The sequence below is a fragment of the Paenibacillus sp. CH40 genome, assembly GCF_024213605.1.
Classification (GTDB): Bacteria; Bacillota; Bacilli; order Paenibacillales; family Paenibacillaceae; genus Paenibacillus; species Paenibacillus polymyxa_B.
This window is the reverse complement of record NZ_JANAVQ010000008.1, coordinates 192,802-218,518: the sequence shown is the minus strand read 5'-3', so window position 1 is coordinate 218,518 and position 25,717 is coordinate 192,802. Positions and strand designations below refer to the sequence as shown.

Below are 25,717 nucleotides of genomic sequence, written 5' to 3'. Positions count from 1 at the left end.
GCTGGGTAGCTATGTACGGAAGGGATAAGCGCTGAAAGCATCTAAGCGTGAAGCCCCCCTCAAGATGAGATTTCCCAGTATGTAAGACCCCTTGAAGACGACGAGGTAGATAGGTTGGGGGTGGAAGTGCAGTAATGCATGGAGCTGACCAATACTAATCGGTCGAGGGCTTATCCTAAAATAAAACGCAAATGAGTTTCGGATCCAGTTTTCAGGGTGTAAGTTTTGTATTGTATAAGCTCAAGTGACTTATATAAAACAAGCGAACACACAGCATTTGGCGATGCTGATTCCTGAAAAAGAATTTACGATGTAAGTTCATGTTTGGTGGCGATAGCGGAGGGGTTCCACACGTACCCATCCCGAACACGACCGTTAAGCCCTCCAGCGCCGATGGTACTTGGACCGCAGGGTCCTGGGAGAGTAGGACGTCGCCAAGCAAAAAGTAAAAGAGACCAAGATCTTCTGAAGATCTTGGTCTCTTTTTTACGTTATAAGGCACTGGGATTTTATTTAAAGTGAGTTTGTTATAAGTTCAACTGGATAAGTGGATATTAACTAATAAATAAGAAGACGGTTTTAAAATAATTTAGTACCAGGTATTAGTATCTGGTGTTATAATATGAATAAGGATTACAAAGGAGAGTGATCAGATTGTTGAATTCAAAAGCTAAGCTTACGGCCTTTAGCACTTATGTACCTGAACGGATTTTGACGAACGCTGACTTGGAGAAGCTTGTGGATACGAGTAACGAGTGGATTGTACAGAGAACGGGTATGCATGAAAGACGCATTGCGGCTGAAGATCAATATGTATCTGATTTATGTATACAAGCTATTACTCGTATGATTAACCTGTATGACGTAAATATAAACGATGTTGAGATGATCATTGTAGCGACGAGTACACCTGATTACTATTTTCCAAGCACGGCTTCACGTATTCAGGCTCATTTTGATATTCCAAACACAGGGTCAATAGATGTTAGTGCAGCATGTGCAGGTTTTTCCTATGGACTTCATTTGGCAAATGGCCTTATTACGAGTGGTCTGCATCGTAAGGTGCTGGTAGTGGGAGCCGAAACGTTGTCCAAAATTACAGATTATACGGATCGGACGACGTGCATACTTTTTGGAGATGGTGCAGGAGTTGCACTTGTTGAATATGACGAGGATGAAGGATCATTTTTAACTTCAGATATAGGTACCTATGGGCAAGGGGGAGCACATCTTTACCGTGTGGGATTATCTGATCATTTGGATGGAGAGAAGCTGCAAGACCATGGATTTATTGCTCAAAATGGACGTGAGGTTTATAAATGGGCTGTTCGCTCTGTTCCAACGGGAATCGAACGATTATTGGATAAGGCTAATATGAAGAAGGCGGATCTTGATTGGTTTGTACCTCATAGTGCTAATTTGAGAATGATCGAGTCCATATGTGAAAGAAGTACAGTACCTTTGGAAAAAACGCTGACAAGTGTAGAATTGTATGGTAATACATCGGCGGCATCCATCCCGTTGGCTTTGCAGTGTGGTTTGGATGATGGACGTTTACGGTATGGACAACATGTGTTGTTATATGGATTCGGGGGAGGCCTCACCTATGCGGGTCTGCTATTAAAATGGAGTGTGCCTGATTTGTAAGTTACCTAACCCATGGAGAAGCAATAGCACTAGTATGTACGATCATGTTAATAAGAGCTGCTGGCATTAGAATTTATCGTAAGTTGGCAGGATGCTATAATTAACACTATGAGAGAAAGGAGCGTAACATGAAGGTATTGGTATTGGCAGAAAAACCGTCCGTGGCCAGAGAGATTGCACGTGTGATGGGTAGCCGCGAGAAGCATAAAAGTTATATAGAAGGACCCCAGTACGTGGTGACGTGGGCACTGGGACATTTGGTTGGCTTAGCAGAGCCAGAGGATTACGATTCTAAGTATGCGACCTGGAATTTGGAGGACTTGCCTATTCTTCCGAAGAGTTCAAAGTTAAAGGTGCTTCGCGAAAGTAATCATCAGTTCAAAGCTGTGCAGCAGCTCATGAAGCGGCAGGACATTGGAGAGCTTATCGTGGCAACCGATGCTGCCCGCGAAGGAGAATTGTTGGCACGCTGGATCATCCAAATGGCAAACTGGAAAAAGCCCTTCCGGCGCTTATGGATCTCCTCGCAGACGGACAAGGCGATTAAGGCAGGTTTCGCAAAGCTATTGCCTGGTCAGCAGTTTGATCGTTTATATGAATCGGCTCGCTGTAGAGCTGAAGCAGACTGGATGATTGGTCTCAATGTAACTCGCGCATTGACTTGTCGTTATAACGCCCAACTTTCGGCTGGAAGAGTGCAGACACCAACGCTGGGGATGATTATGGAGCGTGAGAAGGAAATTACCGAATTCCGTTCTCAGGAATATGATACTCTGACGGCGGAATTTGGCGATTTTCAGGCAACTTGGCGGGCAGAAAGCGGGGATTCACGCATGTTTGACCGCACTCAAGCAGAGGCTTTGCGCCGCAGACTTGAGGGGGCCAAAGGCACAGTTGCGAGTGTTAAAAAGAGCGAAAAGAACGAGCCTCACCCGCTGGCGTATGATTTAACGGAGCTGCAAAGAGATGCTAACCAACGCTATGGCTTTTCGGCTAAACAGACTTCTAATCTGCTTCAGCGTCTGTATGAGCAGCATAAGCTGGTGACCTATCCACGTACAGACAGCCGTTATCTGACATCCGATATGGTGGATACACTTAAGGAAAGACTCAGTAGTGTAGCAGTAGGTCCGTATGCTTCCTTGGCACGTCCGCTATTGCGTAACAACCTACCAATCACAAAGCGAATTGTGGATGACAGTAAAGTCACGGATCATCATGCGATTATTCCTACTGAGCAGACATTATTGCTTAATCAGTTGAGCCCTGAGGAACGTAAGCTGTATGATCTGATTGCACGACGTTTTATCAGTCTATTCTATCCACCTGCACGTTATGATGCTGTAGCCGTATCAGTAACGGTGGAGCAGGAGACGTTTCAGGTAAAAGGTACAACGGTAAAAGATAGCGGATGGCGTGCTGTATATGACGCGAACCATTATGATATGGATGATGAAGAAGCAGAGGATCGGGAAAACAATGGACGAGGCGTTATTTTACCTGAGCTGCAAAAAGGAGATTCTGTCCGGTTACAGCGTTGTCTTGTACGAGCTGGGCGAACGATGCCGCCGAAGCGGTATACAGAAGCTGCCCTGCTCGCTCAGATGGAAAAACATGGACTGGGTACTCCTGCTACCCGTGCCGATCTGATTGAGAAGCTTGTCAGCTCGGATACGATTGAGCGTCAGGGGAACGTGATGCATCCAACTGGGAAAGGTAAGCAACTGATTGAACTGGCGGCTCCACAGCTTCGAACGCCCGAATTGACGGCACGTTGGGAAGCGGAGCTGGAACGGATTGCTCGTGGTCAAGGACAACCGGAACCGTTTTTGAATTCTATTCGTGCTATGGCAAAAGAGCTAGTTTCCACTGTGAAAAATAGCAATGCGGAGTACAAGCCCCATAATGTGACGAATAGTCATTGTCCAGATTGTGGTACAAAGCTATTGGAGAAGAAGGGCAAGAAAGGCAAGTTCCTTGTATGTCCAAGTGCGGATTGCGGTTACCGTCGTTCAGGGGAAAAACGTTTGTCCAATCGACGTTGCCCGCAGTGTCATAAGAAAATGGAAATGAAAGAGGGCAAAGCAGGATTGTATGTAAGATGCCTGCCCTGTGGCATTACCGAGACGTTGGATAAGGACAAGCAACGGGTAAACAAACGGGAACAGCAAAAGCTAGTAAGACAATTTGAAAAGCAGGAATCTTTTGGCTCCAGTTTGGGTGATTTGCTTAAAGCAGCGATGGAACAAAAGCAGGGCAAATAACGGATGACCAAAAGTGCTACAGTCAACATAATCAGCAGGTATACGTCGGTATAAAAAAGATCACTCCTTGGCATGGTAAGCCGAGGAGGTGAGTATTTATGCCCAAACATAAACCGCTTAAAATCAATAATCAGCAAAATAAATCAAGCATACTGGAGGAGGAAATTGCTGCTCATCCAGAGAAGCAAGCGAAATATCCTCCAAGCTTGAATGGGATTCCCAAACAGCAGTCTTGATGCTGCGTGGGAGGGACAACGAATTACTGTATAGAACCAAGACGATTGGATATCAGATGAAGTAGTTACTAATGCTAGACCTGTCTCGCAAAAAAAGAAAGCAGCAGTTACGGTGGTCAACCGTAATCGCTGCTTCTTTTTCATAATAGAATGTTGATTTATTTGATTTGGATGACTACTTTTAGTATTCATTGAAAAAGGATTGAATTTGGTTAACATCGTGTGTTTGGGTCAAAGCAAGCATGAGCAAAATCCGTGCTTTTTGCGGATTAAGCGAATCGGTCGATACAAAGTTCGATGCCGCGTCTTTTGTTGACGGGGACACCACTCCACTTCCCACGCGGCTGGAGCGGGCAATGATCACTCCTTTTTTACCTGCGGCCTCTGCGCCTTCTGAGGAGGTCTTGGACAAGGAACCATTACCGGAACCAGCTACGACAATACCCTTGGCACCAGCTGCTACGGCTGCATCATACAGATAGCGACCATTGTTTTGATATTCGTATAAAATATCTACTTGTGGCAGTTGAGTCAGGTTAGAGATGTCGAATACAGAAGAAGTCGTATGCTTGTGTGTGGATTTGTTGTAGTAGTACACTTGATCGCCCACAACAGCTCCAAGGTATCCCTGCTCCACAGACTTGAACGTATCGACTGCTGTTGTGTTCGTTTTGGTGATGTATCTTGCTGCACCGATACGGTCGTTCAACAGGACGAGTACACCCTGACCTTTAGAGGCCGAAGCCCCGGCGACTTTCACTGCATTATAAAGGTTGAAGGGACCATCAGCACTGATGGCAGTAGCTGGACGCATAGAGCCAACGACAACTACTGGCTTATCGCTTTTGATAACAAGATTGAGGAAATAAGCTGTTTCTTCTAATGTATCTGTACCATGTGTAATGACAATGCCATCTACATCGTCTCTGGCAAGCAGTTCATTGGTGCGTTTGGCAAGTTTTAAGAGGATCTCATTATTAACGTCGGGGCTACCTACATTAACAACTTGCTCACCACTGACATTTGCAATACTTTTCATCTCAGGAACGGCATTGATCAGAGTTTCCACACCCAACGCGCCTGCTTTGTAGCCGGTTGTATCCGTATTGACGGAAGATGATCCTGCGATGGTCCCTCCTGTGGCAAGTATTTTAATATTGGGTAAATGATTGGTTTGAGGATTTTCGGATTTGTCCGACGTTGTAGTGGTAGAAGTAGGTGCAGTTGTGCTGGTTGTAGCTGCTGCCGCAGCCGCAGCGTTGGCGGTAAATCCACCACTCCATAAGGTACTACCGAGAATAAAGCTAGCCAACAGGGGAATCATCGTCATTTTTTTCATGTTAGTCATATAAAGCTCCTCTCCAATCTTAAACCTCAAATATAAATGATAGATTAACTGACAAATATTTTGTCGAATTACGTTAATATCACGAATTATAGGGTGTAAAATTGCTTTTAGTCAACACTTATGTTAGGAAATATGACTTTAGAACTTATTTATTATAATGTAATCGATTTCAAAAAAGACATGTGCAAAACAAAACAACAAGCAGATATCTCATAAGGAGTCTGCTTGCTGTTATTGTGGAAGCTAAACAACAGATTTTACCCTGTAATCAATTCACATAAAAGGCTGCAAGGTTAAGTTGATACTTTAGGTTAATAACGCGGCTATACAGCTTAATGCAGATTCGTTGATCAAGGATTGTTGGAATGCTGTTTTGTTGGCAAGCTGGCGCTGGGAGTTCCTTTTCCTCGTTTACGGTTGCGTTCTGCCTTTTTTGCATTTTCTCGCAGCTTTTCAACGTATTCATGGGTGCTTTCCATCGCAGTTCCTCCTTTAAGACGAAATAGATGCACTCGGGGATCGCCCTTATGCCACCTTACTATTTCCGCAAAAGCGCTATCCAAGTCAGAAGAGGCGTTGTTTCTGTAAAAGGGGTGGGGTTATAATGAGGGGGAGATCGCTATATAAGGCCTAATACCTGAACTTGGTACGGTGTAAAGGAGGAGAGACATTGCAGACAGGCTTGTTGGTATGGCTGCTGTTTATCAATGCAGTAGGCTATCTGGTAATGTCGGAGGATAAAAAGAGAGCACGTAAACATCGTGATCGTGTACCTGAGCGGACGTTGTTTTTCCTGGCCCTGATCGGGGGAGCATTAGGCGTTCTAATTGCCATGTACCGTAAACGCCATAAAACACGGCATATGAGCTTCAGATTAGGTATTCCTGCGTTGCTATTCATGAACGCATTGCTGTATGGGTATTTTTTACGGTAAAGGGGAGGAGTTTAGGTTCTCATAGGGAAGTTTAATGATGAGTGAGAAGACTATTCCAGCCATCCGGTGACATGGAATGAACAACCACAGGAATACATATTTCAGGTTTTGAATCAATAAACTGAATGAGGAAGAGGTGCATATTATGATATTTTCAAAAGTATTGCTTGCTTATGACGGTTCGGATGCATCCAACAAGGCTTTGTTAAAGGCGGCTGAATTGGTCAAGGCATCACCCTCCTCGAAGCTTGAGGTGGTAACGGCATTCGATTTTCCTCGGATCTTTATGGGCGAAGGTTTGGCTCCAATTCCGGCTTCAATAAATAAAGAATATTACGATTTGGCCGAACAAACTACGGATGAAGTTAAAAAACGACTTGCTGAGCAGGGTGTAGATGCCAAGGTGGAACTGATTCAAGGTTCTCCAGCCGAAGTCATTTTGGATTATGCCAATGAGAATGGCTTCGATGCGATTGTGATCGGCAGCCGCGGCTTGGGCGGTATTCGTGAATTTGTATTAGGTAGCGTGAGTCACAATGTGGTGCAGCATGCGCGCATTCCTGTGCTGGTCGTAAAATAACTGAATAAAAAAGTAAAAGTCGGTTTACTGCCTGTATAGGGAGTGCCGACTTTTATTTTTTTCAGTGGGATGCGTTGCGCTCGCTGTTATCAGGGGAGGGGAGCGATAGCTAAATGTAATACAATAGTCCTGACCTGTGGGTATATAAGGGTACTGATTTCACTAAACACGAACATTCTATTGTATGATTATTCTAATGTTCGTTTTCAAGTTGACATAAGGTGTAGGGAATTGTTAAACTAGGAAGTGTATTGTCGATAAAAAATGAACTTAAGGTGCAATTTAATAAGGTACACATGTTTGAGCCGAAACAAACCACGATCATACTTGTAAAGAATATCGATTGGGATGGAATAGGAACAATGCTAACTCGTATAATGCCGGGGATATGGCCCGGAAGTTTCTACCTGGAAACCTTAAATTTCCGGACTACGGGAGACATACGGCTGAAGCCGCATTGGATGCGGTGGAAGAGGCTTGCTTTTGGCATGCCTTTAAGAGGCTCTGTCGTTTGTTTTTTCGTAGTCCGGTGTCTTGAAAATAACGTTATTTTCGAGTGCCGGATTTTTGGCGCTTATTGATAAACAGGGAGTGAAGGACATGTCAGTGCAGGTCGCTGTCATTATGGGCAGCACATCAGACTGGGACACCATGCAGCATGCATGTGCTGTGCTGGACGAGCTTGAAATCGGATATGAGAAAAAAGTAGTTTCAGCCCATCGTACACCGGATTTAATGTTTCGTTTTGCAGAAGAGGCCGCTGGGCGTGGACTAAAGGTCATTATTGCTGGAGCGGGTGGGGCTGCGCATCTGCCAGGAATGGTGGCTGCGAAGACAGCATTGCCGGTCATTGGTGTGCCTGTTCAGTCGAAGGCTCTGAACGGTCTGGACTCCCTGCTCTCCATTGTGCAGATGCCGGGTGGTATTCCGGTTGCCACTGTGGCAATTGGTAAGGCAGGCGCTACAAATGCAGGGCTGCTGGCAGCACAAATATTAGGCGCTTTTGACGAAAAGATAAGCCAGCGGGTTTTGGCGAGACGCGACCGTATTCGTGATGAGGTGCTGGAAGGCAGTGACTCGCTATGAATGAGACAAGTGAACCCGCAGGCCGTATCCGACCTCCTGGTACAACGATTGGACTTTTAGGAGGCGGGCAATTAGGAAGAATGCTTGTACTGGCCGGAACCAATCTAGGATATCGCTTTGTGACACTGGACCCTGCACCGGATAGCCCCTGTGGACAGGTGTCGGAACAAATCCGCGCTGCCTATGATGATGAGCATGCGGCCAGAGAACTGGCTGAGCGGTGCGATGTGATCACGTATGAGTTTGAAAATGTGGACGCAGGTGTGGCTGCACTTTTGGAACAGGAATCCAGCGTGCCGCAAGGCAGCAGTCTTTTGTACACAACACAGCATCGTCTGAGAGAAAAGCGTTCTATTGAAGCTGCTGGTGTCCCTGTCGCTCCGTATCGTGAAATCAGTAGTTCTGCGGATATGGTTCAAGCGGTAGCTGAACTGGGTGTACCGTGTGTGCTCAAGACAGCAGTCGGTGGTTATGATGGCAAGGGACAAGTGGTCATTCGCCAACCGGAGCAAGCCACGGCTGCCTACGAACAACTGGCAGGAGGCGGTGCGGAACTGGTATTGGAACAGTTCATCCATTTTCGCTGCGAAATCTCGGTGATTGTAGCTCGCAGCACGAACGGTGAAGCCAAAGCCTTTCCACCTGCCGAAAACATTCACGTGAACAATATTTTGCACACGTCGGTTGTGCCTGCACGTGTGCCAGAACCTGTTCAGGAGGAAGCACGCAAGTTGGCGCTGGCTGTGGCAGAGTCGCTGGGTGCGGTGGGACTGCTCGCTGTGGAGATGTTTGTCACCGAAGACGGACAATTGTACGTTAATGAGTTAGCACCACGACCGCATAACTCTGGTCATTACACGATGGAGGGGTGCGCGACGTCGCAATTCGAGCAGCACATACGTGCGATTTGCGGTTTACCCTTGGGCAGCACGAAGCTGCTGACTTCCGTCGTGATGGTCAATGTGCTAGGTGAGCATTTGGAGGATGTGGTTCGACGGTTTGCGCAAGCGGATGTTGAAGCTGAAAGATTGGATGTTGTACCCAAGCTGCATTTGTATGGAAAAAGTGAAGCCAAGCCAGGCCGAAAGATGGGACATATTAATCTATTGTGCCAGGATGCGGAACAAGCGCTGGAATGGATTGAACAAACCAATATTTGGGGGAATAAATAGTCATGATCGAACGCTATAGCAGACCGGAAATGAGAGCGATTTGGACGGAAGAAAATAAATTTAAAGCGTGGCTGGAAGTAGAGCTGTGTGCATGTGAAGCTTGGGCGGAATTAGGGGTTATCCCAAAAGAGGATACTGTGGCTCTGCGTAAGAATGCAAGTTTTGATATTGAACGGATCTATGAAATTGAGCAGGAGACAAGACATGATGTCATTGCATTTACCCGCACGGTATCCGAAAGTCTTGGAGACGAGCGCAAATGGGTACATTATGGCTTGACCTCCACAGATGTAGTTGATACGGCACTAGGCTACCTGTTAAAGCAGGCGAATGAAATCCTGGAGCGCGATATCTTGAATTTTATTGAAATTTTGAAGGAAAAGGCATTGGCTTACAAACATACACCGATGATGGGACGTACACACGGAGTGCATGCTGAGCCAACAACGTTTGGACTGAAAATGGGATTGTGGTACGAGGAAATGAAGCGCAATCTGGAACGCTTTCGTTTTGCGGCTGACCAAGTACAATACGGTAAAATGTCCGGTGCAGTTGGGACATATGCCAACATTGACCCGGCTGTAGAAGAATTTGTATGCCGCAAGCTGGGCACCAAGCCTGCACCCATTTCTACACAGACGCTTCAGCGCGACCGTCATGCCGAATACATGGCAACATTAGCGTTGATCGCCACATCGTTGGACAAATTTGCTACAGAAGTCCGTGCTTTGCAAAAGAGTGAGTTCCGTGAGGTGGAAGAAGCTTTTGCCAAAGGTCAAAAAGGTTCTTCTGCGATGCCGCATAAACGCAATCCGATCGGCAGTGAAAACATCTCTGGCCTGGCACGCGTGATTCGTGGGCATATGGTATCGGCGTATGAGAACGTAACCCTGTGGCATGAACGCGACATTTCGCATTCTTCCGTAGAACGTATTATTCTGCCGGATGCAACAATGCTGTTGAACTACATGCTGAACCGTTTTGGCAATATCGTAAAAAATCTGACGGTCTTCCCTGAAAATATGAAGCGCAATATGGCCCGTACGTACGGCGTACCGTTCTCCGGTCGTATTATGACGAAGCTGATCGACAAAGGCTTTAGTCGTGAAAAAGCCTACGATACCGTGCAGCCGCGTGCTATGCAGGCGTGGGAAGAGCAACGCCAATTCCGCGAAATCGTCGAGGCGACCCCGGAAATTACTGCCGTGCTCAGCGCAGAGGAAATCGAGGATGCGTTCAACCCAGCCTGGCATCTGAAGAACGTGGATACGATCTTCAAAAAGCTGGGATTAGGGGAGTAGGAGGGAAGGTTGCTGCGTGGTGAGGCCGCTGCGCCAACGGATCATTCTTTCGATTGCTGTTGCCCCTGGATTCCTGTGATTGTATAAGACCAGATATTGGTTGGAATCCAGAGGCAAAGGCAAGCGCTGACGCTTCTCCAGAACGATTCCGTCCGCTCCGCTGCACCCAGCACCAACCTTCGTGAGGGAGCAGAACTAGGGAAGGTGCGGCACATAAGATGCCGCACCTTCCCAAAGGCGATGGAAAAGCGTGTTCCACTGCTTTCTATCGCAGGCCACGTTCTCGTGAGGGCTGCCGAATTTGCGCAGCAAACAGCCCGCTGCCCTCCCGAGAACGCGCAGGCTCAAGAAGCGAAGCCTTGAGCCACCGTATCCGTGCGCAGCGTAGCACATGCGCACAACAGGGCAAAGCCCAATGCTCGCTGCACGGCATGCCGTGCTACGGCCACGGGCCGAATGGTATTGCGGCGACATGCGCGTAAAAACGTTGTTTTGTACCAACGTAAAAGCGTTTTTGGATGAAAGCTTGTGCGAACAAGCCTTCATCCAGCGGAACGCGCTCACATCACTCTAGCCACGTAATAAACGCCCCCATCCCGCTCACCAGCCAACCCTTGCGGGAGTCCCGAGGGCAGCAACCCTGGGGGTCCTCCCCGAGGGGAGGATTTAGGAGGGGGAATACTCTTTTGGAAGAGGTGTAATGAAATGTCATTGTCTACTGCCGAAGGTCTGATCCATGCGCCGCTCTTGTATAAAGGCAAGGTGCGTGAACTGTATGATCTCGGAGAGCATTTTCTGATTGTGGTGACAGACCGAATTTCGGCTTTTGATTATGTGTTAGAGCCACCCGTGCCCGAAAAGGGGAATGTGCTGAATAAGCTCAGCGCTTTCTGGTTTGAGCAGACGAAAGACTTGTTGGAAAACCATGTCGTGCACACTGATGTGAACAAGCTCGGGCATGTGATCGACGAACAGAATAAAGAGTTGCTGAAGGACCGGATCATGGTCACGCTGAAGGCTGAACGCATCGACATTGAGTGTGTGGTGCGCGGATATATTACTGGAGGCGGCTGGCGTCAGTATGAGCAGAACGGTGAGGTGAACGGCATTCCATTGCCAGAGGGGCTGCGTAAAAACGAGCGCTTTCCCAAGCCATTATTTACACCGGCTGCAAAAAATGATGTTGGACACGACGAGGACATTTCCCTTCACCAAATGAAAGAACTGGTCGGGGTTGAACTAACAGGTGAGCTTGAGGAAAAGAGCTTGGCGTTGTACGAATTTGCACGTGCTTTCTGCGAGAAGCGGGGGATTATTTTAGCCGATTGCAAGTTTGAGTTTGGTCTTGTTAACGGTAAGGTGATTTTGATTGACGAAATTTTCACTCCAGATTCATCCCGTTTTTGGGCGCAGGAAAAGTATGAGCTGGATGTTGAGATTGACAGCATGGACAAGGAGCCGGTACGAAGCTATTTGGCATCATCCGGTTGGGACAAGAATAGCAAGCCCGATCCATTGCCTGCTGAGGTCGTAGAAGAAACAACTGCAAGATATACGGATATTTGGCGGCGTCTGACGGCACAGTAAATAGTAATCATAATTCAACCAATAGGATTCACTCATTCGGAGGAGGAACTGAAGGAACATGATGAAAGCAACAGTCTATGTCACGATTAAGCAAAGCGTTTTGGACCCGCAGGGGGTTGCGGTGCAAGGCGCACTACATTCTATGGGTTTCGGAGAAGTGGACAGCGTCAGAATTGGTAAGTATATGGAATTGAATCTGGATACAACAGACCGCGAGAGTGCTGAAAAGCGCATCATTGAGATGTGCGAAAAGCTGTTGGCCAACACGGTCATTGAAGACTACCGCTACGAACTGGAGGGCTGATTCCATGAAATTTGCAGTTCTGGTTTTTCCGGGCTCCAACTGTGATATTGACTGCTATAAGGCGGTAGAGGACACGGTCGGTGAACCTGTCGATTATGTTTGGCATACTGCGACGGATTTGTCGCCTTATGATTGTATTCTTGTTCCAGGAGGCTTCTCCTACGGGGATTACCTGCGTTGCGGTGCGATTTCCCGGTTTGCTCCGGTGATGAAGGAAGTTGCCAAAGCGGCTGCCGAGGGAAAATATATTTTAGGGATTTGCAACGGATTTCAAATTCTGACCGAAGCCGGGTTGTTGCCAGGGGCTTTACGCCGCAATCTGTCGATGAAATTCCTATGCCGGGATACGGTGTTGCAGGTTGCGAATAACCAAACACCTTTTACAAGGGACTATGCTGCTGGTGAAGAGATCATTGTTCCGATCGCCCACGGCGAAGGCAACTATTACTGTGATGATGAGACGCTGGCTCGTTTGCAGGCGAACAATCAGATTGTATTTAAGTATAAAGATAATCCTAATGGTTCCATGACGGATATTGCAGGGATTTGTAATGAGCAAGGTAATGTGCTGGGCATGATGCCCCACCCGGAACGCGCGGTGGACGCATTGCTCGGGACGGATGATGGCAAACGTATGTTTACATCTACTTTGAACGCTTGGAGGGATCGACATGGCGCAGCAAGTGTCCGCTAAGGAACCGACGGCAGAGCAGGTTGCCGAACATAAACTGTATCAGCAGATGGGTGTATCGGACAGTGAATATGCGTTGATCTGTGAATTCATGGGACGTCAGCCCAATTATACGGAGATAGGCGTGTTCAGTGTCATGTGGTCAGAGCATTGTGCTTACAAAAACTCCAAGCCGCTGCTGCGTCGTTTTCCAACGAGCGGTCCGCGAGTTTTAATGGGACCGGGCGAGGGCGCAGGCATTGTAGATATCGGTGACAACCAAGCGGTTGTATTTAAAATCGAAAGCCATAACCATCCGTCGGCTGTGGAGCCTTTTCAAGGGGCAGCGACTGGGGTAGGCGGTATCATCCGTGATATTTTCTCCATGGGTGCAAGACCAGTTGCGGTGTTAAACTCTCTGCGTTTTGGCAAGCTGGAGAGCGACCGTGTGAAATATTTGTTTGAGCATGTGGTATCCGGTATTGCGGGATACGGGAACTGTATCGGTATTCCGACTGTAGGCGGCGAGGTCGTATTTGATGAAAGTTACGAAGGCAATCCGCTCGTCAATGCAATGTGTGTCGGACTGATTGACCATGATAAAATCCAGCGTGGTGTGGCTAAAGGGGTCGGTAACCCGGTGTTCTATGTGGGCCCGCCGACAGGTCGTGATGGGATTCATGGAGCGACATTCGCATCGGTTGAGCTGACAGAGGAATCTGAAGCGAACCGGACTGCGGTTCAAGTAGGCGATCCTTTTATGGAGAAGCTGGTTATGGAATCATGTCTGGAATTGATCGACAGCGGTATTGTGCTGGGTATTCAGGATATGGGTGCCGCGGGACTTACCTGCTCCAGCGCGGAGATGGCGAGTAAGGCTGGCAACGGTCTGGAGCTGTATCTGGATCAGGTACCGCAGCGTGAAGAGGGCATGACACCTTATGAAATGATGCTGTCTGAATCACAGGAACGGATGCTGTTCGTAGTAGAGCCTAAGGATGAAGCACAGGCACTGGAAATTTTCGAGCGCTGGGGTGTTATTTGTGCAAAGGTCGGTAAAGTGACGGATGACGGTCGTTTGCGTTTGTTCCATCACAATGAAGTGGTCGGAGATATGCCAGTGACGGCGCTGGTTGACGAGTGTCCGATTTATGACAAGCCTTCCGAAGTCCCTGCTTATTATGAGCAAAATGCTGCTATTGACACACTTCGTTATGCAGAAGTGACGGATTTGAACGGTGCGTTGAAAAAGGTGCTGTCATCACCAAGTGTAGCCAGTAAGAAATGGGTATATGAGCAGTATGACTACATGGTACGCACGAGTACAGCCGTTCGTCCGGGATCGGATGCAGCTGTTGTGACTGTGCGCGGAACTCGTAAGGGACTCGCCATGACGACAGATTGTAACGGACGTTATGTATACCTTGATCCAGAGGTAGGCGGACGGATTGCAGTCAGCGAAGCAGCGCGTAACATTGTATGCTCCGGCGGCGAGCCGTTGGCAATTACGGATAACCTGAACTTCGGTAACCCTGAAAAGCCGGACATTTTTTGGCAAATGGAAAAAGCCGTGGATGGTATGGCAGAAGCTTGCCGTGTACTGGATACACCTGTCATCGGGGGCAATGTCAGCTTGTACAATGAAAATGCTAAAGGCTCCATCTATCCGACGCCTGTTGTCGGTATGGTAGGTTTGGTACATGATACAGATCATATTACGACACAAGGCTTCAAAGCTGAAGGCGATGTGATTTTTCTGGTGGGGGAAACGAAGGCCGAGCTGGGAGGCAGTGAGTTCCAAGCTGTCGTACACGGTGTATCCGAGGGACGCCCTCCTGAGCTGGATTTGAACGTAGAGAAAAGACTGCTGACTGCGGTACTGGGAGCGATTCAGGCCGGATTGGTACAATCTGCGCATGATTTAGCAGAGGGCGGATTGGCTGTAGCGCTTGCGGAATCTGGGATTAGCAGCGGATTGGGAGCACAGGTCAACGTAGAAACGACTTTGCGTCCTGACCATGCTTTGTTTAGCGAAAGCCAATCCCGTATTTTGTTATCTGCATCGCCGGATAAAGCGTCTGCTCTGGAAGCACATCTGCGTAGTTTGGAAGTGCCCGTTACTGTATTAGGAAAAGTTGAAGGATCACAATTGACAGTTGAGGTGAACGGACAACCCGCTTTGAATGAGGCAGTCGCCAGTTTGAAGCAAATCTGGGAGGATGTCATTCCATGTCTGATGAAATAACAGCACGGACGTTGTGGACTGGAGATTATTATAATGAAGGCTCTGGTAAAGAGGGGCTGTTTGATAAATTAAAAGAGGAATGCGGCGTGTTTGGAGTATATAGGCACTCCGATGCCGCTTCCCTAGCATATTACGGATTGCATGCACTCCAGCATCGCGGGGAGGAAAGTGCAGGCATCTGTGTGAGCAGTGGCGACGAGTTCCATTATCATCGTGGAATGGGGCTTGTAAAAGAAGTATTCAATAAAGATTTGATGGCTTCGCTGACAGGCGATATTGCCATAGGACATGTGCGCTACTCGACAAGTGGAGACAGTAAGCTAACGAATGCACAGCCTTTGGTGTTCAAGTATCGTGATGGCGATCTAGCGGTAGCTACGAACGGGAATATTGTGAATGCTTTGCAAATCCGGCATGAGCTGGAGCAGGGCGGGTCTATTTTTCAAACGACCAGCGATACAGAAGTAGTGGCGCATTTGATCGCACGATCATCCAAGGATTTAGTGGAGGCCGCGAAAGATGCATTGAAGCGGATTGTCGGCGGATTTGCCTTTCTGATTATGACCAACGATAAACTGCTGGTCGCTTCTGATCCCAATGGCTTGCGTCCGTTGACGATGGGCAGATTAGGTGATGCATATTTGTTTGCTTCTGAAACCTGTGCTTTGGAAACGATTGGAGCAGAGCTATTGCGCGATATCGAGCCGGGTGAACTGTTGGTATTGGACAAAAATGGTCTGCACGAAGATCGTTACAGTGAAGGTAAGCATCGTAAAGCACTGTGCGCGATGGAATATATTTATTTTGCCCGTCCTGACAGTGATTTGAATGGTTCCAATCTTCATGCTGCGCGCAAAAGAATGGGTAGCCAGATGGCGCTGGAAGCTTTTGTCGATGCGGATTTGGTGACAGGAGTGCCAGATTCCAGTATTTCGGCTGCGATTGGTTATGCTGAGCAGACAGGTATTCCTTATGAGCTGGGTATGATTAAAAATAAATACACTGGACGTACCTTCATTCAGCCGAGTCAGGAGCTACGCGAGCAGGGTGTGAAAATGAAGCTGAGCGCTGTACGACGTGTTGTTGAAGGTAAACGTGTCATTATGATCGACGATTCTATCGTACGGGGTACTACGTCCCGTCGAATTGTGAATATGCTGCGTGATGCGGGCGCGTTGGAGGTACATGTACGTATTACCTCACCGCCTTTCAAAAACCCGTGCTTCTACGGTATTGACACGCCGGATCGCCGGGAGCTGATTGCTTCATCCAAAACCGTCGAGGAAATTCGTGAGGAAATTAACGCTGACTCGCTCTACTTTATGAGCGCCGAAGGTTTGATTGCCGCTGTAGGTGGATATAACGAACAGGATTACAAAGGCGGCTTGTGCCTAGCCTGTTTTGATAATGATTACCCGACTCAGGTAGATTTCAAAGGTGAAGAAAAGTTCGGATGTAGTTGTTGAAGAAACGGGAACAAAAGAGATACAGGTGGTGCATGGCGCAGGTGAAGCGGTTCTGAGCGGGCCACCTCCGCGTGTGGAAGGTTCTTCCGATCGCTGTTGCCGCTGGATTCCTGGATTGGAATAACCCCTTAGAGGGTTGGAATCCAGCGGCAAAGGCGAACGCTTCGCTTCTCCAGAATCCTTCCACCCGCTCCGTTCCTCAGATGTACACCATTTTGCAGCAGTACCTGTCTCTCTTCTGTTCCCTATGGGGAAGAGGATAGGTAAGGTCGTTAAAAACTCATGGCATAATTATTTCATGCCATGAGTTTTTAACGGAGCGGTGACTCATAAAAAGTCACCCTGCTCTTATAAGGTTGAGCCAGCGAAGCTCAACAGCAGGCAAGGCGAAGCTGCCTGCCTCAAAGGGCAAAGAAGTGAGCCGCTCGTAGGCGCCGTTCACTTCTTTGCCTGGCACGTCCCCGCCTTTGCGAAGCAAACACCCGGGACGTGCCCGCCGCCGTGAAGGCGGCCACGCACCAAAGCGTGTCTTTGTGAATTGCGGGAATGACCCGCAATTCACAAAGGACAACACGCGACTCACAGCACGAACCAACCACCAAGCAGCACCCAACCCTACACATCTGACCGATTCTTGAGGGGTCCAGGGGGAGTAGCCCCATGGAATCCTCCCTATTAGGGAGGACTTAGGAGGGTCAATCATTTGAAGGAGTGTTCATGAATGTCAGAAGCATACAAAAACGCAGGGGTAGATATCGCTGCCGGTAATGAAGCAGTAGAACGGATGAAAAAGCACGTTAAACGTACCTTCCGTCCCGAAGTGCTGACGGACTTGGGCGGATTCGGTGCATTGTTCGGCCTGAATAAGGATAAGTACGAGGAGCCTGTACTCGTTTCCGGTACCGATGGTGTCGGCACGAAGCTGAAGCTTGCTTTCGCAATGGATCGTCATGACACCATTGGTATTGACGCGGTTGCGATGTGTGTAAACGACATTGTCGTCGGGGGAGCGGAGCCACTCTTTTTTCTGGATTACCTCGCTTGTGACAAGGTTGTGCCCGAGAAAATTGAAGCTATAGTCGCTGGAATCGCAGAGGGATGCCATCAATCGGGCTGTGCGCTGGTCGGCGGTGAAACCGCAGAAATGCCAGGGATGTATAGCGAGGGTGAATATGATATTGCCGGATTCACGGTAGGGATTGTAGATAAAAGCAAAATTATCAACGGTAGCTCCATTGCTCCCGGAGATACAGTGATCGGTCTGGCCTCCAGTGGAGTTCACAGTAACGGCTTCTCACTGGTGCGCAAGCTGTTATTGGAACAGCAGGGCTATGATTTGCATGATGAAATCGAAGGCTTGAACGGCAAACTGGGCGATGTACTGCTGGAGCCGACGAAAATTTACGTGAAATCCGTTTTGGCATTGCTGGACAAGGTAAAAGTAAAAGGCATGGCGCATATCACAGGTGGCGGTTTTATTGAAAATATCCCTAGAGTGTTACCGGATCACGTCAATGTGGATATAGAATACGGCACTTGGCCGATTTTGCCAATCTTCCAGCTCATGCAGGAAAAAGGCGCAATCTCCAACAAAGACATGTTCACAACCTTTAATATGGGAATTGGGATGGTTATCGTTGTAGGCGAAGAGCATGCACAGACTGCACTGGAAGTTCTGAAGGAACAGGGCGAAGCCGCATATGTGATCGGAAAAGTAACGGAAGGCAGTTCTATCGTGACCTTTACGGGAGCAGAGGTGTAATGAACGAGTACCGGATTGCTGTTTTTGCATCAGGCGAAGGGACGAATTTTCAGTCATTGGTGGATGCGGCTGCGCGAGGAGAACTGGGCGGCGCCTCGGTAGAATTGCTCATCTGTGACAAGCCTGCGGCTCCTGCCGTAGCTAGAGCACAGAAAGCTGGAATTGCGTGCCATACTTTTCGACCCAAGGAATATCCTTCTCGAGAAGACTATGAGCGTGAATTGGTGGCTTTACTGGAGCAGAAATCGATTGATCTCATCGTGTTAGCTGGCTACATGCGTTTGCTATCCAGCGTCATGGTCGATGCCTACGCAGGAAAAATTATTAATATTCATCCGTCACTACTTCCGGCATTTCCAGGGAAAGATGCTGTTGGACAGGCATTGACCTATGGGGTCAAGGTAAGTGGCGTCACCGTTCATTTTGTGGACGGGGGCATGGACACGGGAGCCATTATTGCCCAGCGTGTCGTGGAAGTTGACGACCATGATACAGCGGAATCCTTATCCGCAGCCATTCAATCCGTGGAACGTCAGCTATATCCAGAGGTAGTTGGCAAATTGGCCCAAGGTAAAATCCAATTAAATGGTCGCAAAGTGATTTCACTTCTCTAAGAATGATTGTAATTTGTCATATCAAGGATGCTGTACAGGCATTTTCCGATATTTCTCGGGAAATAAAATGATAAAAGAGAATTTTGCAAAATTCTGAAAGAGCTAAAGGAGGAGACAGGGTGAGTATTAAAAGAGCGCTCGTCAGCGTATCGGATAAGCGGGGGATCGTGGAATTTTGCCGCGAGTTGTCCAAATTGGGTGTGGAGATCGTTTCGACAGGGGGAACGAGCAGCTTATTGTCGAAGGAGGGCATTCCCGTCATCGGCATTTCAGAGGTAACGGGTTTTCCTGAAATTATGGATGGACGTGTTAAAACACTCCACCCTGCAGTACACAGCGGCTTGCTGGCTGTTCGGGATAATGAAGAGCATCAGCGTCAGATGAAAGAACTTGGATTGGGTTATATTGATCTGGTCGTTGTGAATCTGTATCCTTTTGCGGAAACGATCGCCAAACCCGGTGTAACTTATGAGGACGCGATTGAAAATATCGACATCGGCGGTCCAACGATGCTTCGTTCTGCGGCAAAAAATCATGCTTTTGTAAGTGTGGTAGTCGATGCTGATGATTATAGCACAGTGTTGGAGGAAATCCGTAAGGATGGCGATACCGAGCTGAATACCCGCAAGCGCTTGGCAGCAAAGGTTTTCCGTCATACGGCTGCATACGACGCTTTGATATCCGATTATTTGTCGAATGTGACAGGCGAGCCGTTGCCTGAGCGTTACACTGTAACCTATGAAAAAATTCAGGATTTGCGTTATGGCGAAAATCCACATCAGCAGGCGGCATTTTACCGTGAGCCATTGGCGGCAAAGGGTACGCTGACAACTGCGAAACAACTTCACGGCAAAGAGCTGTCTTACAATAACATCAATGATGCTAATGCCGCTTTGCAAATCGTCAAAGAATTCAGCGAACCTACCGTAGTAGCAGTTAAGCATATGAATCCTTGTGGTGTGGGAATTGGCGGAAGTATTTATGAAGCGTACAGCAAGGCGTATGCAGCTGATCCAACCTCGATTTTCGGTGGCATCGTAGCGGCTAACCGGATTATTGATGGTGATACAGCGAATAAACTGAGTGAGATCTTTTTGGAAATTGTACTGGCACCGGGCTTTACGAAAGAAGCATTGGAGATTTTAACGAAAAAGAAAAATATTCGTTTGCTTGATCTGGGTGAGCTTTCCCGGTCTGAACAGGCAGAGAGCCGTTTCGTCGTGACTTCCATTGAAGGCGGTATGGTAGTTCAGCAAAATGACATTCACGCTGTAGACTCGGATGCACTTACAGTTGTAACGGAGCGGGCACCATCCGAGGAAGAACTGAAACAGCTTTTGTTTAGCTGGAAAGTGGTTAAGCATGTGAAATCCAACGCCATCGTACTGGCGGCAGATAATATGACCATTGGCGTAGGCGCAGGACAAATGAACCGTGTCGGTGCGGCCAAGATTGCTATCGAGCAGGCCGGTGACAAAGCAAAAGGTGCCGTACTGGCATCCGATGCATTTTTCCCGATGGGCGATACGTTGGAGTTGGCAGCTAAAGCAGGCATCACAGCAGTCATTCAACCGGGTGGCTCCATTAAAGACGAAGAGTCCATCAAGGTTGCTAACGAATACGGCATTGCCATGGTCTTTACGGGCGTACGTCATTTCAAGCACTAACTTGCATGAGTTGAGGATGCAGCAGCATTTTCACCTGAACAATCTTAATGGGAGCGGAGGAATCACCTGAATGGATATTTTGGTTGTTGGAGGGGGCGGCCGCGAACATGCAATTGTATGGGCGCTGAAGAAAAGCCCCAAGGCTGGGCAAATCTATTGCGCACCAGGCAATGCTGGTATCGGACAGTTAGCGGAGTGCGTGCCGATTCCGGTGAATGACTTTGACGCGCTGACAGAGCTGGCGGAATCCAAAAAGGTAGGACTTGTCGTGGTTGGTCCCGATGATCCGCTGGCAGATGGTATTGTGGATGCTTTTGAAGCGAAAGGCATTCCAGTATTCGGACCGCGTAAAAATGCAGCGGAAATTGAAGGTAGCAAAATCTTCATGAAGGATTTGCTCCATAAATATCATATTCCGACAGCAACCTATCGCAAGTTTTATACTTATGAGGAAGCACATGCATACTTGAAGGAACAACCGATTCCGGTTGTCATTAAGGCAGACGGACTCGCGGCAGGTAAAGGGGTAACGGTCGCTTACTCGATGGAGGAAGCGGAAAAGGCTCTCTCTGACATTATGGTGACCAAGGTGTTTGGTGAAGCCGGGGCACAGGTCGTGATCGAGGAGTTTCTGGCTGGTCAGGAAATGTCGATTCTCTCCTTTGTCGACGGTGAAACGGTTCGTCCGATGGCCGCGGCCCAAGACCACAAGCCCATTTTTGATGGTGACAAAGGGCCGAATACAGGTGGCATGGGTACGTATTCTCCGTTGCCTCACATAGCCAATTCTATTATTGAGGAAGCAATTGAGACGATCATCAAGCCGACGGCCAAGGCTATGGTTGCTGAAGGGCGCCCGTTCCGAGGTGTATTATTTGCCGGATTGATGATTTCGCCGGACGGCAAGCCAAAGACTATTGAGTTTAATGCACGTTTCGGTGATCCGGAAACTCAAGTGGTTCTGCCTCGTTTAAAATCCGATCTGCTCGATATTTTTCTTGCTGCTGTAAATGGCACGCTGGATCAGGTGGAGATCGAGTGGAAGGATGAAGCGGCGGTATGTTTGGTGCTGGCATCTGGAGGTTATCCTGGAGCTTACGCCAAAGGTGTACTTATCCACGGATTGGAACAGGTAGACGAAGCTATCGTGTTCCATGCTGGAACGGGCATCAACGAACAGGGTGAGTGGGTAACGAACGGCGGACGTGTATTAGGTGTGGTCGGCTTGGGACGTGATATTGCCGGGGCACGGAACAAAGCTTACGAACAGGCGGATCGTATTACCTTTGAAGGTAAACAAAACCGTACGGACATTGCGACAAAAGCATTGCTGTAGCAGCGATATAAAGGAAAAAGAGAGCCTCTGTGGAGGTTCTCTTTTTGTTCAAAGGAAATAAAGTTGTAGACTGAGAAAATAAAGCGTTTTCTTAGTGCTTAGATTACAGCAACAAGGAATTCCCCCTAAAAAGGTTGTTTTAGTTCATTCAAATGATTAAACTAACGGTTAATAGTAGGTTCAAGTAATCGATGAGACGAAGAGGGGGAAACCGAAATGAAGACGATCAAGTGCATGATGGACCACCTGTACTGGGCGGACGGACGCATCTTGGACGCGCTCGAGGAGAGTGAGACGAAGAACAAGGACCTTCTGAAGCTGGTTCGGCACGTCGCGGTCGCGGAACGAGTCTGGCTGTCCCGATTGCAGGGCAAGGGCAGCGCGAAATATTCGTTGTGGGAGGAAGCAGAAGACCTGACGGCGATCCGGACGATATTCGAAGAAAACGCCGAGCAATATCGCGTCTATATCGAAAGGCTCGAGGAATCCGAGTTGGACGAGATGATCGACTATGCGAACCAGAGCGGGGTTCCGTTCCGAACGTCCGTCCGGGACATCCTGTCGCAGGTCCTCTTACATGGGCAATATCACCGGGGACAGATCAACCGGGCGCTTCGGATCGAATCGGCAGAGCCTGTCCAAATCGATTACATCACGTTCGCGAGGCTCTAACAGAGCCTAATAATCACCATTACTCGGAATGGGATTGGCATTGAACGACGGGTACGATAGCTTAGCAGACGATGATATTTTATAAGTGATAAGAACCTACACTGCCTTATTTAGGATCAAAGAGAGCCCATACCCTTATAAATTGGAAAATTAATTTGCTTCCAAATACGGTTATGGGCTTATTTACTTTTCATAAGCACTACATTAGACTGCTGGTACTTGTTTAAGCTAACGGGCAGGGGAGTTACAATATGTAGAATTGTAGGATAACCAACTCGATGGAAATATTATGTCATTCAAAAAGAGCATAACGATTCTTTACTGATCGTTCTCAATATGTTATATTAATTGAGGGAGGGAGATGGGAATGGCGAGAAGCAAGGAGTTTGAAGAGAAAGAAGTCTTGGATAAGGCGATGCGGCTCTTTTGGGAGCAGGGGTACGAGAAAACGTCCATGACCGAGTTGGTTGAGCATATGGGTATTCATCGAAGAAGCTTGTATGATACTTTTGGAGATAAGCATAGTCTGTTCCTGAAAGCGATGGATCGGTTTGACGACAAAATCATCGCCGCGCTTGCAGGAGGGGTTAAAGGATCCAAGACCGCATCGGAGGCATTACAGTTTATTTTTGGTTTCATGATCGACGGGGATGAGGACTCGCCAGCCGGCTGCTTAATGGTGAATTCGGCCGTAGAATTGGCGGCGCGTGACGTCGAGGTGGACAACAAGTCCACGAAAGCATTCACGACAGCAGAGCAATTGCTCAAGGAGATTATTCTTTGGGGACAGCGTGAAGGTGAATTCACCTCCACATACAATGCTGAGGAATTGGCGGAATACCTGCATAATGTATGGATTGGGTTAAGGGTAATGGCAAGAACCTCGGCTTCCAGAGAAAAGCTTCACCGTATTACTCATATTTCGATGAAGCTCCTGGAAGAATAAGGGTAGTTGTGGTAGTCAGTTCAGATGTGAAGTGTCCCTTCTGCTAATCCATGCTCTTTGCGATCGAGTTATCTTATGCCTAATTTAGAATGAACATTCTAAAAACGCCGAAAGAAGCTCTAAAGCATAGTTTACAATGAAGTTTATCAGCGCAGTTAAAACAACAAACAACACAACACACAAAAACAACAGGATAAGGCAAGTAGTTTTTTTTGCGACATTGGGAATGAACGTTCTCGTTAGAAAACAAGTATCGAGTAAAACTCGCTTACCGTAATTACTACGTATCAAAACGCAGACCAAATAGCTTCAAGAAAACAATTTCATAAACAAAATACAATAAAAGGAGCACATGAAAATGAATATTTCTCAACAAGTTGCATTTGTCACTGGCGCGAACCGAGGTTTTGGTCGCCATCTTGCCCTTGAACTTCTATCCAGAGGGGCTAAGGTGTATGCCGGAGCAAGAAATCCGCAGTCCATTGACATTCCCGGTGCAATTCCTGTAAAGCTTGATATTACGAACCCTCAAGAGGTAGCGGCAGCTGCTATGGCCGCTCAAGATGTTACGCTTCTGATCAACAATGCAGGCTCGGCTACAGGAGCTACTTTGCTTGACGGTGATCTCGATCAAATACAGTTGGAATTTAATACGCACTTCTTTGGCACATTATCCATGATTCGCAATTTCGCACCTATTCTTATTAATAATGGTGGGGGATCCATACTGAATATCCTTTCCGCATTATCATGGTTCAGTAGTGGCGGGAGTGAAGGCGCTTATTCGGCTGCAAAGGCGGCTGCGTGGGCAATGACGAACGAGTTGCGCTTAAATCTGTATCCTCAAAATGTGAGAGTAGCTGGCTTGCATGTGGGCTTTATGGATACAGACATGACGTCAGGCGTTGAAGCTCCGAAGTCCAACCCTGCTGATATTGCAAAAATTGCAATTGATGGAATAGAGTCCGATAGCTTTGAAATTCTTGCTGATGAACCGAGCCGTCAACTCCAGCGTGCTCTCGCTGGCGGTGTAGCTGCTATTTACCCACAGCTTAAATGATGAGCAAAACTGTACTAATTACCGGAGCGTCGGGCGGAATTGGAAAAGAGCTGGCGGATCGTTTCGCCAAAGACGGATACGATTTGGTGCTGGTCGCACGCAGCGAGGACAAGCTCGTGGATCTCGCGAGGGAATATCGGAAAAAGTACCGTGTCCAAACGACATACATCGCCAAAGATGTTGCATTACCTGGCGTGGCAGAGGAAATCTACAGGGAGCTTAAAGAAAAAGGGATCACCGTCGACTTTCTTGTTAATAATGCGGGCTTCGGCTTGTACGGGGAATTCTTGGAGACACAGTTGGAGCAAGAGATGAATATGATCGACATTAATATCAAGGCTCTGACTGTAATGACTAAGGTGTTTTTACCGGATATGGTCAAAAGGCAGCAAGGGGGCGTGCTGAATGTGGCTTCGTTGGTGGCTTTTTTTCCTGGACCACTGATGGCAGTTTACTATGCGACAAAAGCGTACGTACTATCGTTCACTGAGGCTTTGGAGAATGAGCTGCGCGGCACAGGCGTGACTGTGTCCGCACTCTGTCCGGGAGCGACAGCGACTGGCTTTGTCGATCGTGCTGGGCTAGCCACCTCAAAGCTGTTTAGAAGCGGCGTCATGGAGGTTGGGCAGGTGGCTGACATAGGATATCGCGAATTCTTGCGGGGCAAGACTTTAATCATAACAGGGGGGCGCAACAAGTTCATGGCGTTCTTGCCGCGGTTGCTGCCTCGCAAGCTCATGACGAATGCGGTCAGATCCGCACAGGCTAAAGTGGAGCGATAATCGAAAGACATTGGAGTTAATAAACTCAATTCAAAGAG

At 47.9% G+C, this 25,717-nt stretch carries 25 protein-coding genes, 2 rRNA genes and 1 riboswitch; of the genes, 24 read left to right on the top strand and 3 right to left on the bottom strand.

Translation table 11 applies throughout. The features are described from left to right. The 5 genes from NLX73_RS20975 to NLX73_RS20955 form a co-directional block, all read left to right on the top strand. Window positions 1–178, top strand: a 23S ribosomal RNA gene (locus NLX73_RS20975); the annotation flags it as partial. Window positions 179–323: 145 nt separating this feature from the next. After that, window positions 324–440: ribosomal RNA gene (gene rrf / locus NLX73_RS20970) — 5S ribosomal RNA — on the top strand. Between the two features lie 214 nt (window positions 441–654). Continuing rightward, window positions 655–1,647: a ketoacyl-ACP synthase III gene (locus NLX73_RS20965; protein WP_254327234.1), complete on the top strand. Its 993-nt coding sequence runs from the start codon at window positions 655–657 to the stop codon at window positions 1,645–1,647. Between the two features lie 128 nt (window positions 1,648–1,775). Further along, complete coding sequence (locus NLX73_RS20960; RefSeq protein WP_254327233.1) at window positions 1,776–3,911, top strand: DNA topoisomerase III; 2,136 nt, start codon at window positions 1,776–1,778, stop codon at window positions 3,909–3,911. A gap of 98 nt (window positions 3,912–4,009) precedes the next feature. Then, on the top strand, window positions 4,010–4,147 hold the full coding sequence (locus NLX73_RS20955; RefSeq protein ID WP_016819760.1) for a hypothetical protein: 138 nt from the start codon (window positions 4,010–4,012) through the stop codon (window positions 4,145–4,147). Between the two features lie 181 nt (window positions 4,148–4,328). Here the strand turns inward: NLX73_RS20955 and NLX73_RS20950 are convergent, their stop codons facing one another. After that, a complete protein-coding gene (locus NLX73_RS20950) occupies window positions 4,329–5,495 on the bottom strand; it encodes a type II asparaginase (protein WP_069291116.1) in 1,167 nt (388 codons plus the stop codon). Window positions 5,496–5,845: 350 nt separating this feature from the next. Next, window positions 5,846–5,974, bottom strand: a complete 129-nt coding sequence (locus NLX73_RS20945; protein ID WP_081112528.1) for a DUF4023 family protein — start codon at window positions 5,972–5,974, stop codon at window positions 5,846–5,848. A 191-nt stretch (window positions 5,975–6,165) separates the two neighbouring features. Here NLX73_RS20945 and NLX73_RS20940 point away from each other — a divergent pair, with 191 nt between their 5' ends. The 11 genes from NLX73_RS20940 (at window position 6,166) to NLX73_RS20890 (ending at window position 16,964) form a co-directional block, all read left to right on the top strand. Then, the gene (locus NLX73_RS20940; protein WP_025719814.1) at window positions 6,166–6,429 is read left to right on the top strand and encodes a DUF1294 domain-containing protein; all 264 of its coding nucleotides are present in this window, start codon (window positions 6,166–6,168) and stop codon (window positions 6,427–6,429) included. A gap of 145 nt (window positions 6,430–6,574) precedes the next feature. Further along, the gene (locus NLX73_RS20935; RefSeq protein ID WP_061832065.1) at window positions 6,575–7,009 is read left to right on the top strand and encodes a universal stress protein; all 435 of its coding nucleotides are present in this window, start codon (window positions 6,575–6,577) and stop codon (window positions 7,007–7,009) included. 350 nt (window positions 7,010–7,359) lie between these two features. Beyond that, a riboswitch (purine riboswitch) is annotated at window positions 7,360–7,461 on the top strand. Window positions 7,462–7,609: 148 nt separating this feature from the next. Next, complete coding sequence (gene purE / locus NLX73_RS20930; protein WP_013308792.1) at window positions 7,610–8,095, top strand: 5-(carboxyamino)imidazole ribonucleotide mutase; 486 nt, start codon at window positions 7,610–7,612, stop codon at window positions 8,093–8,095. Beyond that, a complete protein-coding gene (purK, locus tag NLX73_RS20925) occupies window positions 8,092–9,267 on the top strand; it encodes a 5-(carboxyamino)imidazole ribonucleotide synthase (RefSeq protein WP_254327232.1) in 1,176 nt (391 codons plus the stop codon). The genes purE and purK overlap by 4 nt, the downstream gene beginning before the upstream one ends. A 2-nt stretch (window positions 9,268–9,269) precedes the next feature. Then, window positions 9,270–10,568, top strand: coding sequence for an adenylosuccinate lyase (gene purB / locus NLX73_RS20920; RefSeq protein WP_254327231.1), 1,299 nt, complete (start codon window positions 9,270–9,272; stop codon window positions 10,566–10,568). Between the two features lie 705 nt (window positions 10,569–11,273). Further along, complete coding sequence (locus NLX73_RS20915) at window positions 11,274–12,155, top strand: phosphoribosylaminoimidazolesuccinocarboxamide synthase (RefSeq protein ID WP_025719826.1); 882 nt, start codon at window positions 11,274–11,276, stop codon at window positions 12,153–12,155. A 58-nt stretch (window positions 12,156–12,213) separates the two neighbouring features. Continuing rightward, window positions 12,214–12,459 (top strand): phosphoribosylformylglycinamidine synthase subunit PurS, encoded by a 246-nt coding sequence (gene purS / locus NLX73_RS20910; protein ID WP_013308797.1) that lies wholly within the window; start codon window positions 12,214–12,216, stop codon window positions 12,457–12,459. A 4-nt stretch (window positions 12,460–12,463) separates the two neighbouring features. Then, window positions 12,464–13,153 (top strand): phosphoribosylformylglycinamidine synthase subunit PurQ, encoded by a 690-nt coding sequence (gene purQ, locus NLX73_RS20905; protein WP_254327230.1) that lies wholly within the window; start codon window positions 12,464–12,466, stop codon window positions 13,151–13,153. Continuing rightward, window positions 13,131–15,374: a phosphoribosylformylglycinamidine synthase subunit PurL gene (purL, locus tag NLX73_RS20900; protein WP_254327229.1), complete on the top strand. Its 2,244-nt coding sequence runs from the start codon at window positions 13,131–13,133 to the stop codon at window positions 15,372–15,374. The genes purQ and purL overlap by 23 nt, the downstream gene beginning before the upstream one ends. Then, window positions 15,359–16,840, top strand: coding sequence for an amidophosphoribosyltransferase (gene purF, locus NLX73_RS20895; RefSeq protein WP_023987052.1), 1,482 nt, complete (start codon window positions 15,359–15,361; stop codon window positions 16,838–16,840). The genes purL and purF overlap by 16 nt, the downstream gene beginning before the upstream one ends. Beyond that, a complete protein-coding gene (locus NLX73_RS20890) occupies window positions 16,812–16,964 on the top strand; it encodes a hypothetical protein (RefSeq protein WP_254327228.1) in 153 nt (50 codons plus the stop codon). Before purF ends, NLX73_RS20890 begins: the two co-directional genes overlap by 29 nt. Before the next feature lie 213 nt (window positions 16,965–17,177). On the opposite strand, the gene NLX73_RS20885 is transcribed toward NLX73_RS20890, so the two are convergent. After that, window positions 17,178–17,423, bottom strand: a complete 246-nt coding sequence (locus tag NLX73_RS20885; protein WP_254327227.1) for a hypothetical protein — start codon at window positions 17,421–17,423, stop codon at window positions 17,178–17,180. A 138-nt stretch (window positions 17,424–17,561) separates the two neighbouring features. Here NLX73_RS20885 and purM point away from each other — a divergent pair, with 138 nt between their 5' ends. The 8 genes from purM (at window position 17,562) to NLX73_RS20845 (ending at window position 25,679) form a co-directional block, all read left to right on the top strand. Beyond that, a complete protein-coding gene (gene purM / locus NLX73_RS20880) occupies window positions 17,562–18,602 on the top strand; it encodes a phosphoribosylformylglycinamidine cyclo-ligase (protein WP_061832069.1) in 1,041 nt (346 codons plus the stop codon). Continuing rightward, a complete protein-coding gene (gene purN / locus NLX73_RS20875) occupies window positions 18,602–19,216 on the top strand; it encodes a phosphoribosylglycinamide formyltransferase (RefSeq protein WP_069012413.1) in 615 nt (204 codons plus the stop codon). Before purM ends, purN begins: the two co-directional genes overlap by 1 nt. A 119-nt stretch (window positions 19,217–19,335) precedes the next feature. After that, window positions 19,336–20,883 carry a bifunctional phosphoribosylaminoimidazolecarboxamide formyltransferase/IMP cyclohydrolase gene (gene purH / locus NLX73_RS20870; protein ID WP_254327226.1) on the top strand — a complete coding sequence of 516 codons (1,548 nt, stop codon included), beginning with the start codon at window positions 19,336–19,338 and terminating at the stop codon, window positions 20,881–20,883. Between the two features lie 70 nt (window positions 20,884–20,953). Then, window positions 20,954–22,219 (top strand): phosphoribosylamine--glycine ligase, encoded by a 1,266-nt coding sequence (gene purD / locus NLX73_RS20865; protein WP_254327225.1) that lies wholly within the window; start codon window positions 20,954–20,956, stop codon window positions 22,217–22,219. A gap of 216 nt (window positions 22,220–22,435) precedes the next feature. Beyond that, window positions 22,436–22,891 carry a DinB family protein gene (locus NLX73_RS20860; protein WP_254327224.1) on the top strand — a complete coding sequence of 152 codons (456 nt, stop codon included), beginning with the start codon at window positions 22,436–22,438 and terminating at the stop codon, window positions 22,889–22,891. 367 nt (window positions 22,892–23,258) lie between these two features. After that, window positions 23,259–23,837 (top strand): TetR/AcrR family transcriptional regulator, encoded by a 579-nt coding sequence (locus NLX73_RS20855; protein ID WP_254327223.1) that lies wholly within the window; start codon window positions 23,259–23,261, stop codon window positions 23,835–23,837. 358 nt (window positions 23,838–24,195) lie between these two features. Then, a complete protein-coding gene (locus NLX73_RS20850) occupies window positions 24,196–24,897 on the top strand; it encodes an SDR family oxidoreductase (RefSeq protein WP_025723270.1) in 702 nt (233 codons plus the stop codon). Beyond that, a complete protein-coding gene (locus NLX73_RS20845; RefSeq protein WP_254327222.1) occupies window positions 24,894–25,679 on the top strand; it encodes an SDR family NAD(P)-dependent oxidoreductase in 786 nt (261 codons plus the stop codon). Before NLX73_RS20850 ends, NLX73_RS20845 begins: the two co-directional genes overlap by 4 nt. Window positions 25,680–25,717 lie beyond the last annotated feature (38 nt).

What these genes read in the sequence shown, in the direction of transcription:
- NLX73_RS20960 (WP_254327233.1), top strand. Translation starts at nt 1,776, where the DNA reads ATGAAGGTATTGGTATTGGCAGAAAAACCGTCCGTGGCCAGAGAGATT.
- NLX73_RS20955 (WP_016819760.1), top strand. Translation starts at nt 4,010, where the DNA reads ATGCCCAAACATAAACCGCTTAAAATCAATAATCAGCAAAATAAATCA.
- NLX73_RS20950 (WP_069291116.1), bottom strand. Translation starts at nt 5,495, where the DNA reads ATGACTAACATGAAAAAAATGACGATGATTCCCCTGTTGGCTAGCTTT.
- NLX73_RS20945 (WP_081112528.1), bottom strand. Translation starts at nt 5,974, where the DNA reads ATGGAAAGCACCCATGAATACGTTGAAAAGCTGCGAGAAAATGCAAAA.
- NLX73_RS20935 (WP_061832065.1), top strand. Translation starts at nt 6,575, where the DNA reads ATGATATTTTCAAAAGTATTGCTTGCTTATGACGGTTCGGATGCATCC.
- purE (WP_013308792.1), top strand. Translation starts at nt 7,610, where the DNA reads ATGTCAGTGCAGGTCGCTGTCATTATGGGCAGCACATCAGACTGGGAC.
- purK (WP_254327232.1), top strand. Translation starts at nt 8,092, where the DNA reads ATGAATGAGACAAGTGAACCCGCAGGCCGTATCCGACCTCCTGGTACA.
- purB (WP_254327231.1), top strand. Translation starts at nt 9,270, where the DNA reads ATGATCGAACGCTATAGCAGACCGGAAATGAGAGCGATTTGGACGGAA.
- NLX73_RS20915 (WP_025719826.1), top strand. Translation starts at nt 11,274, where the DNA reads ATGTCATTGTCTACTGCCGAAGGTCTGATCCATGCGCCGCTCTTGTAT.
- purS (WP_013308797.1), top strand. Translation starts at nt 12,214, where the DNA reads ATGATGAAAGCAACAGTCTATGTCACGATTAAGCAAAGCGTTTTGGAC.
- purQ (WP_254327230.1), top strand. Translation starts at nt 12,464, where the DNA reads ATGAAATTTGCAGTTCTGGTTTTTCCGGGCTCCAACTGTGATATTGAC.
- purL (WP_254327229.1), top strand. Translation starts at nt 13,131, where the DNA reads ATGGCGCAGCAAGTGTCCGCTAAGGAACCGACGGCAGAGCAGGTTGCC.
- purF (WP_023987052.1), top strand. Translation starts at nt 15,359, where the DNA reads ATGTCTGATGAAATAACAGCACGGACGTTGTGGACTGGAGATTATTAT.
- purM (WP_061832069.1), top strand. Translation starts at nt 17,562, where the DNA reads ATGTCAGAAGCATACAAAAACGCAGGGGTAGATATCGCTGCCGGTAAT.
- purN (WP_069012413.1), top strand. Translation starts at nt 18,602, where the DNA reads ATGAACGAGTACCGGATTGCTGTTTTTGCATCAGGCGAAGGGACGAAT.
- purD (WP_254327225.1), top strand. Translation starts at nt 20,954, where the DNA reads ATGGATATTTTGGTTGTTGGAGGGGGCGGCCGCGAACATGCAATTGTA.
- NLX73_RS20860 (WP_254327224.1), top strand. Translation starts at nt 22,436, where the DNA reads ATGAAGACGATCAAGTGCATGATGGACCACCTGTACTGGGCGGACGGA.
- NLX73_RS20855 (WP_254327223.1), top strand. Translation starts at nt 23,259, where the DNA reads ATGGCGAGAAGCAAGGAGTTTGAAGAGAAAGAAGTCTTGGATAAGGCG.
- NLX73_RS20850 (WP_025723270.1), top strand. Translation starts at nt 24,196, where the DNA reads ATGAATATTTCTCAACAAGTTGCATTTGTCACTGGCGCGAACCGAGGT.
- NLX73_RS20845 (WP_254327222.1), top strand. Translation starts at nt 24,894, where the DNA reads ATGATGAGCAAAACTGTACTAATTACCGGAGCGTCGGGCGGAATTGGA.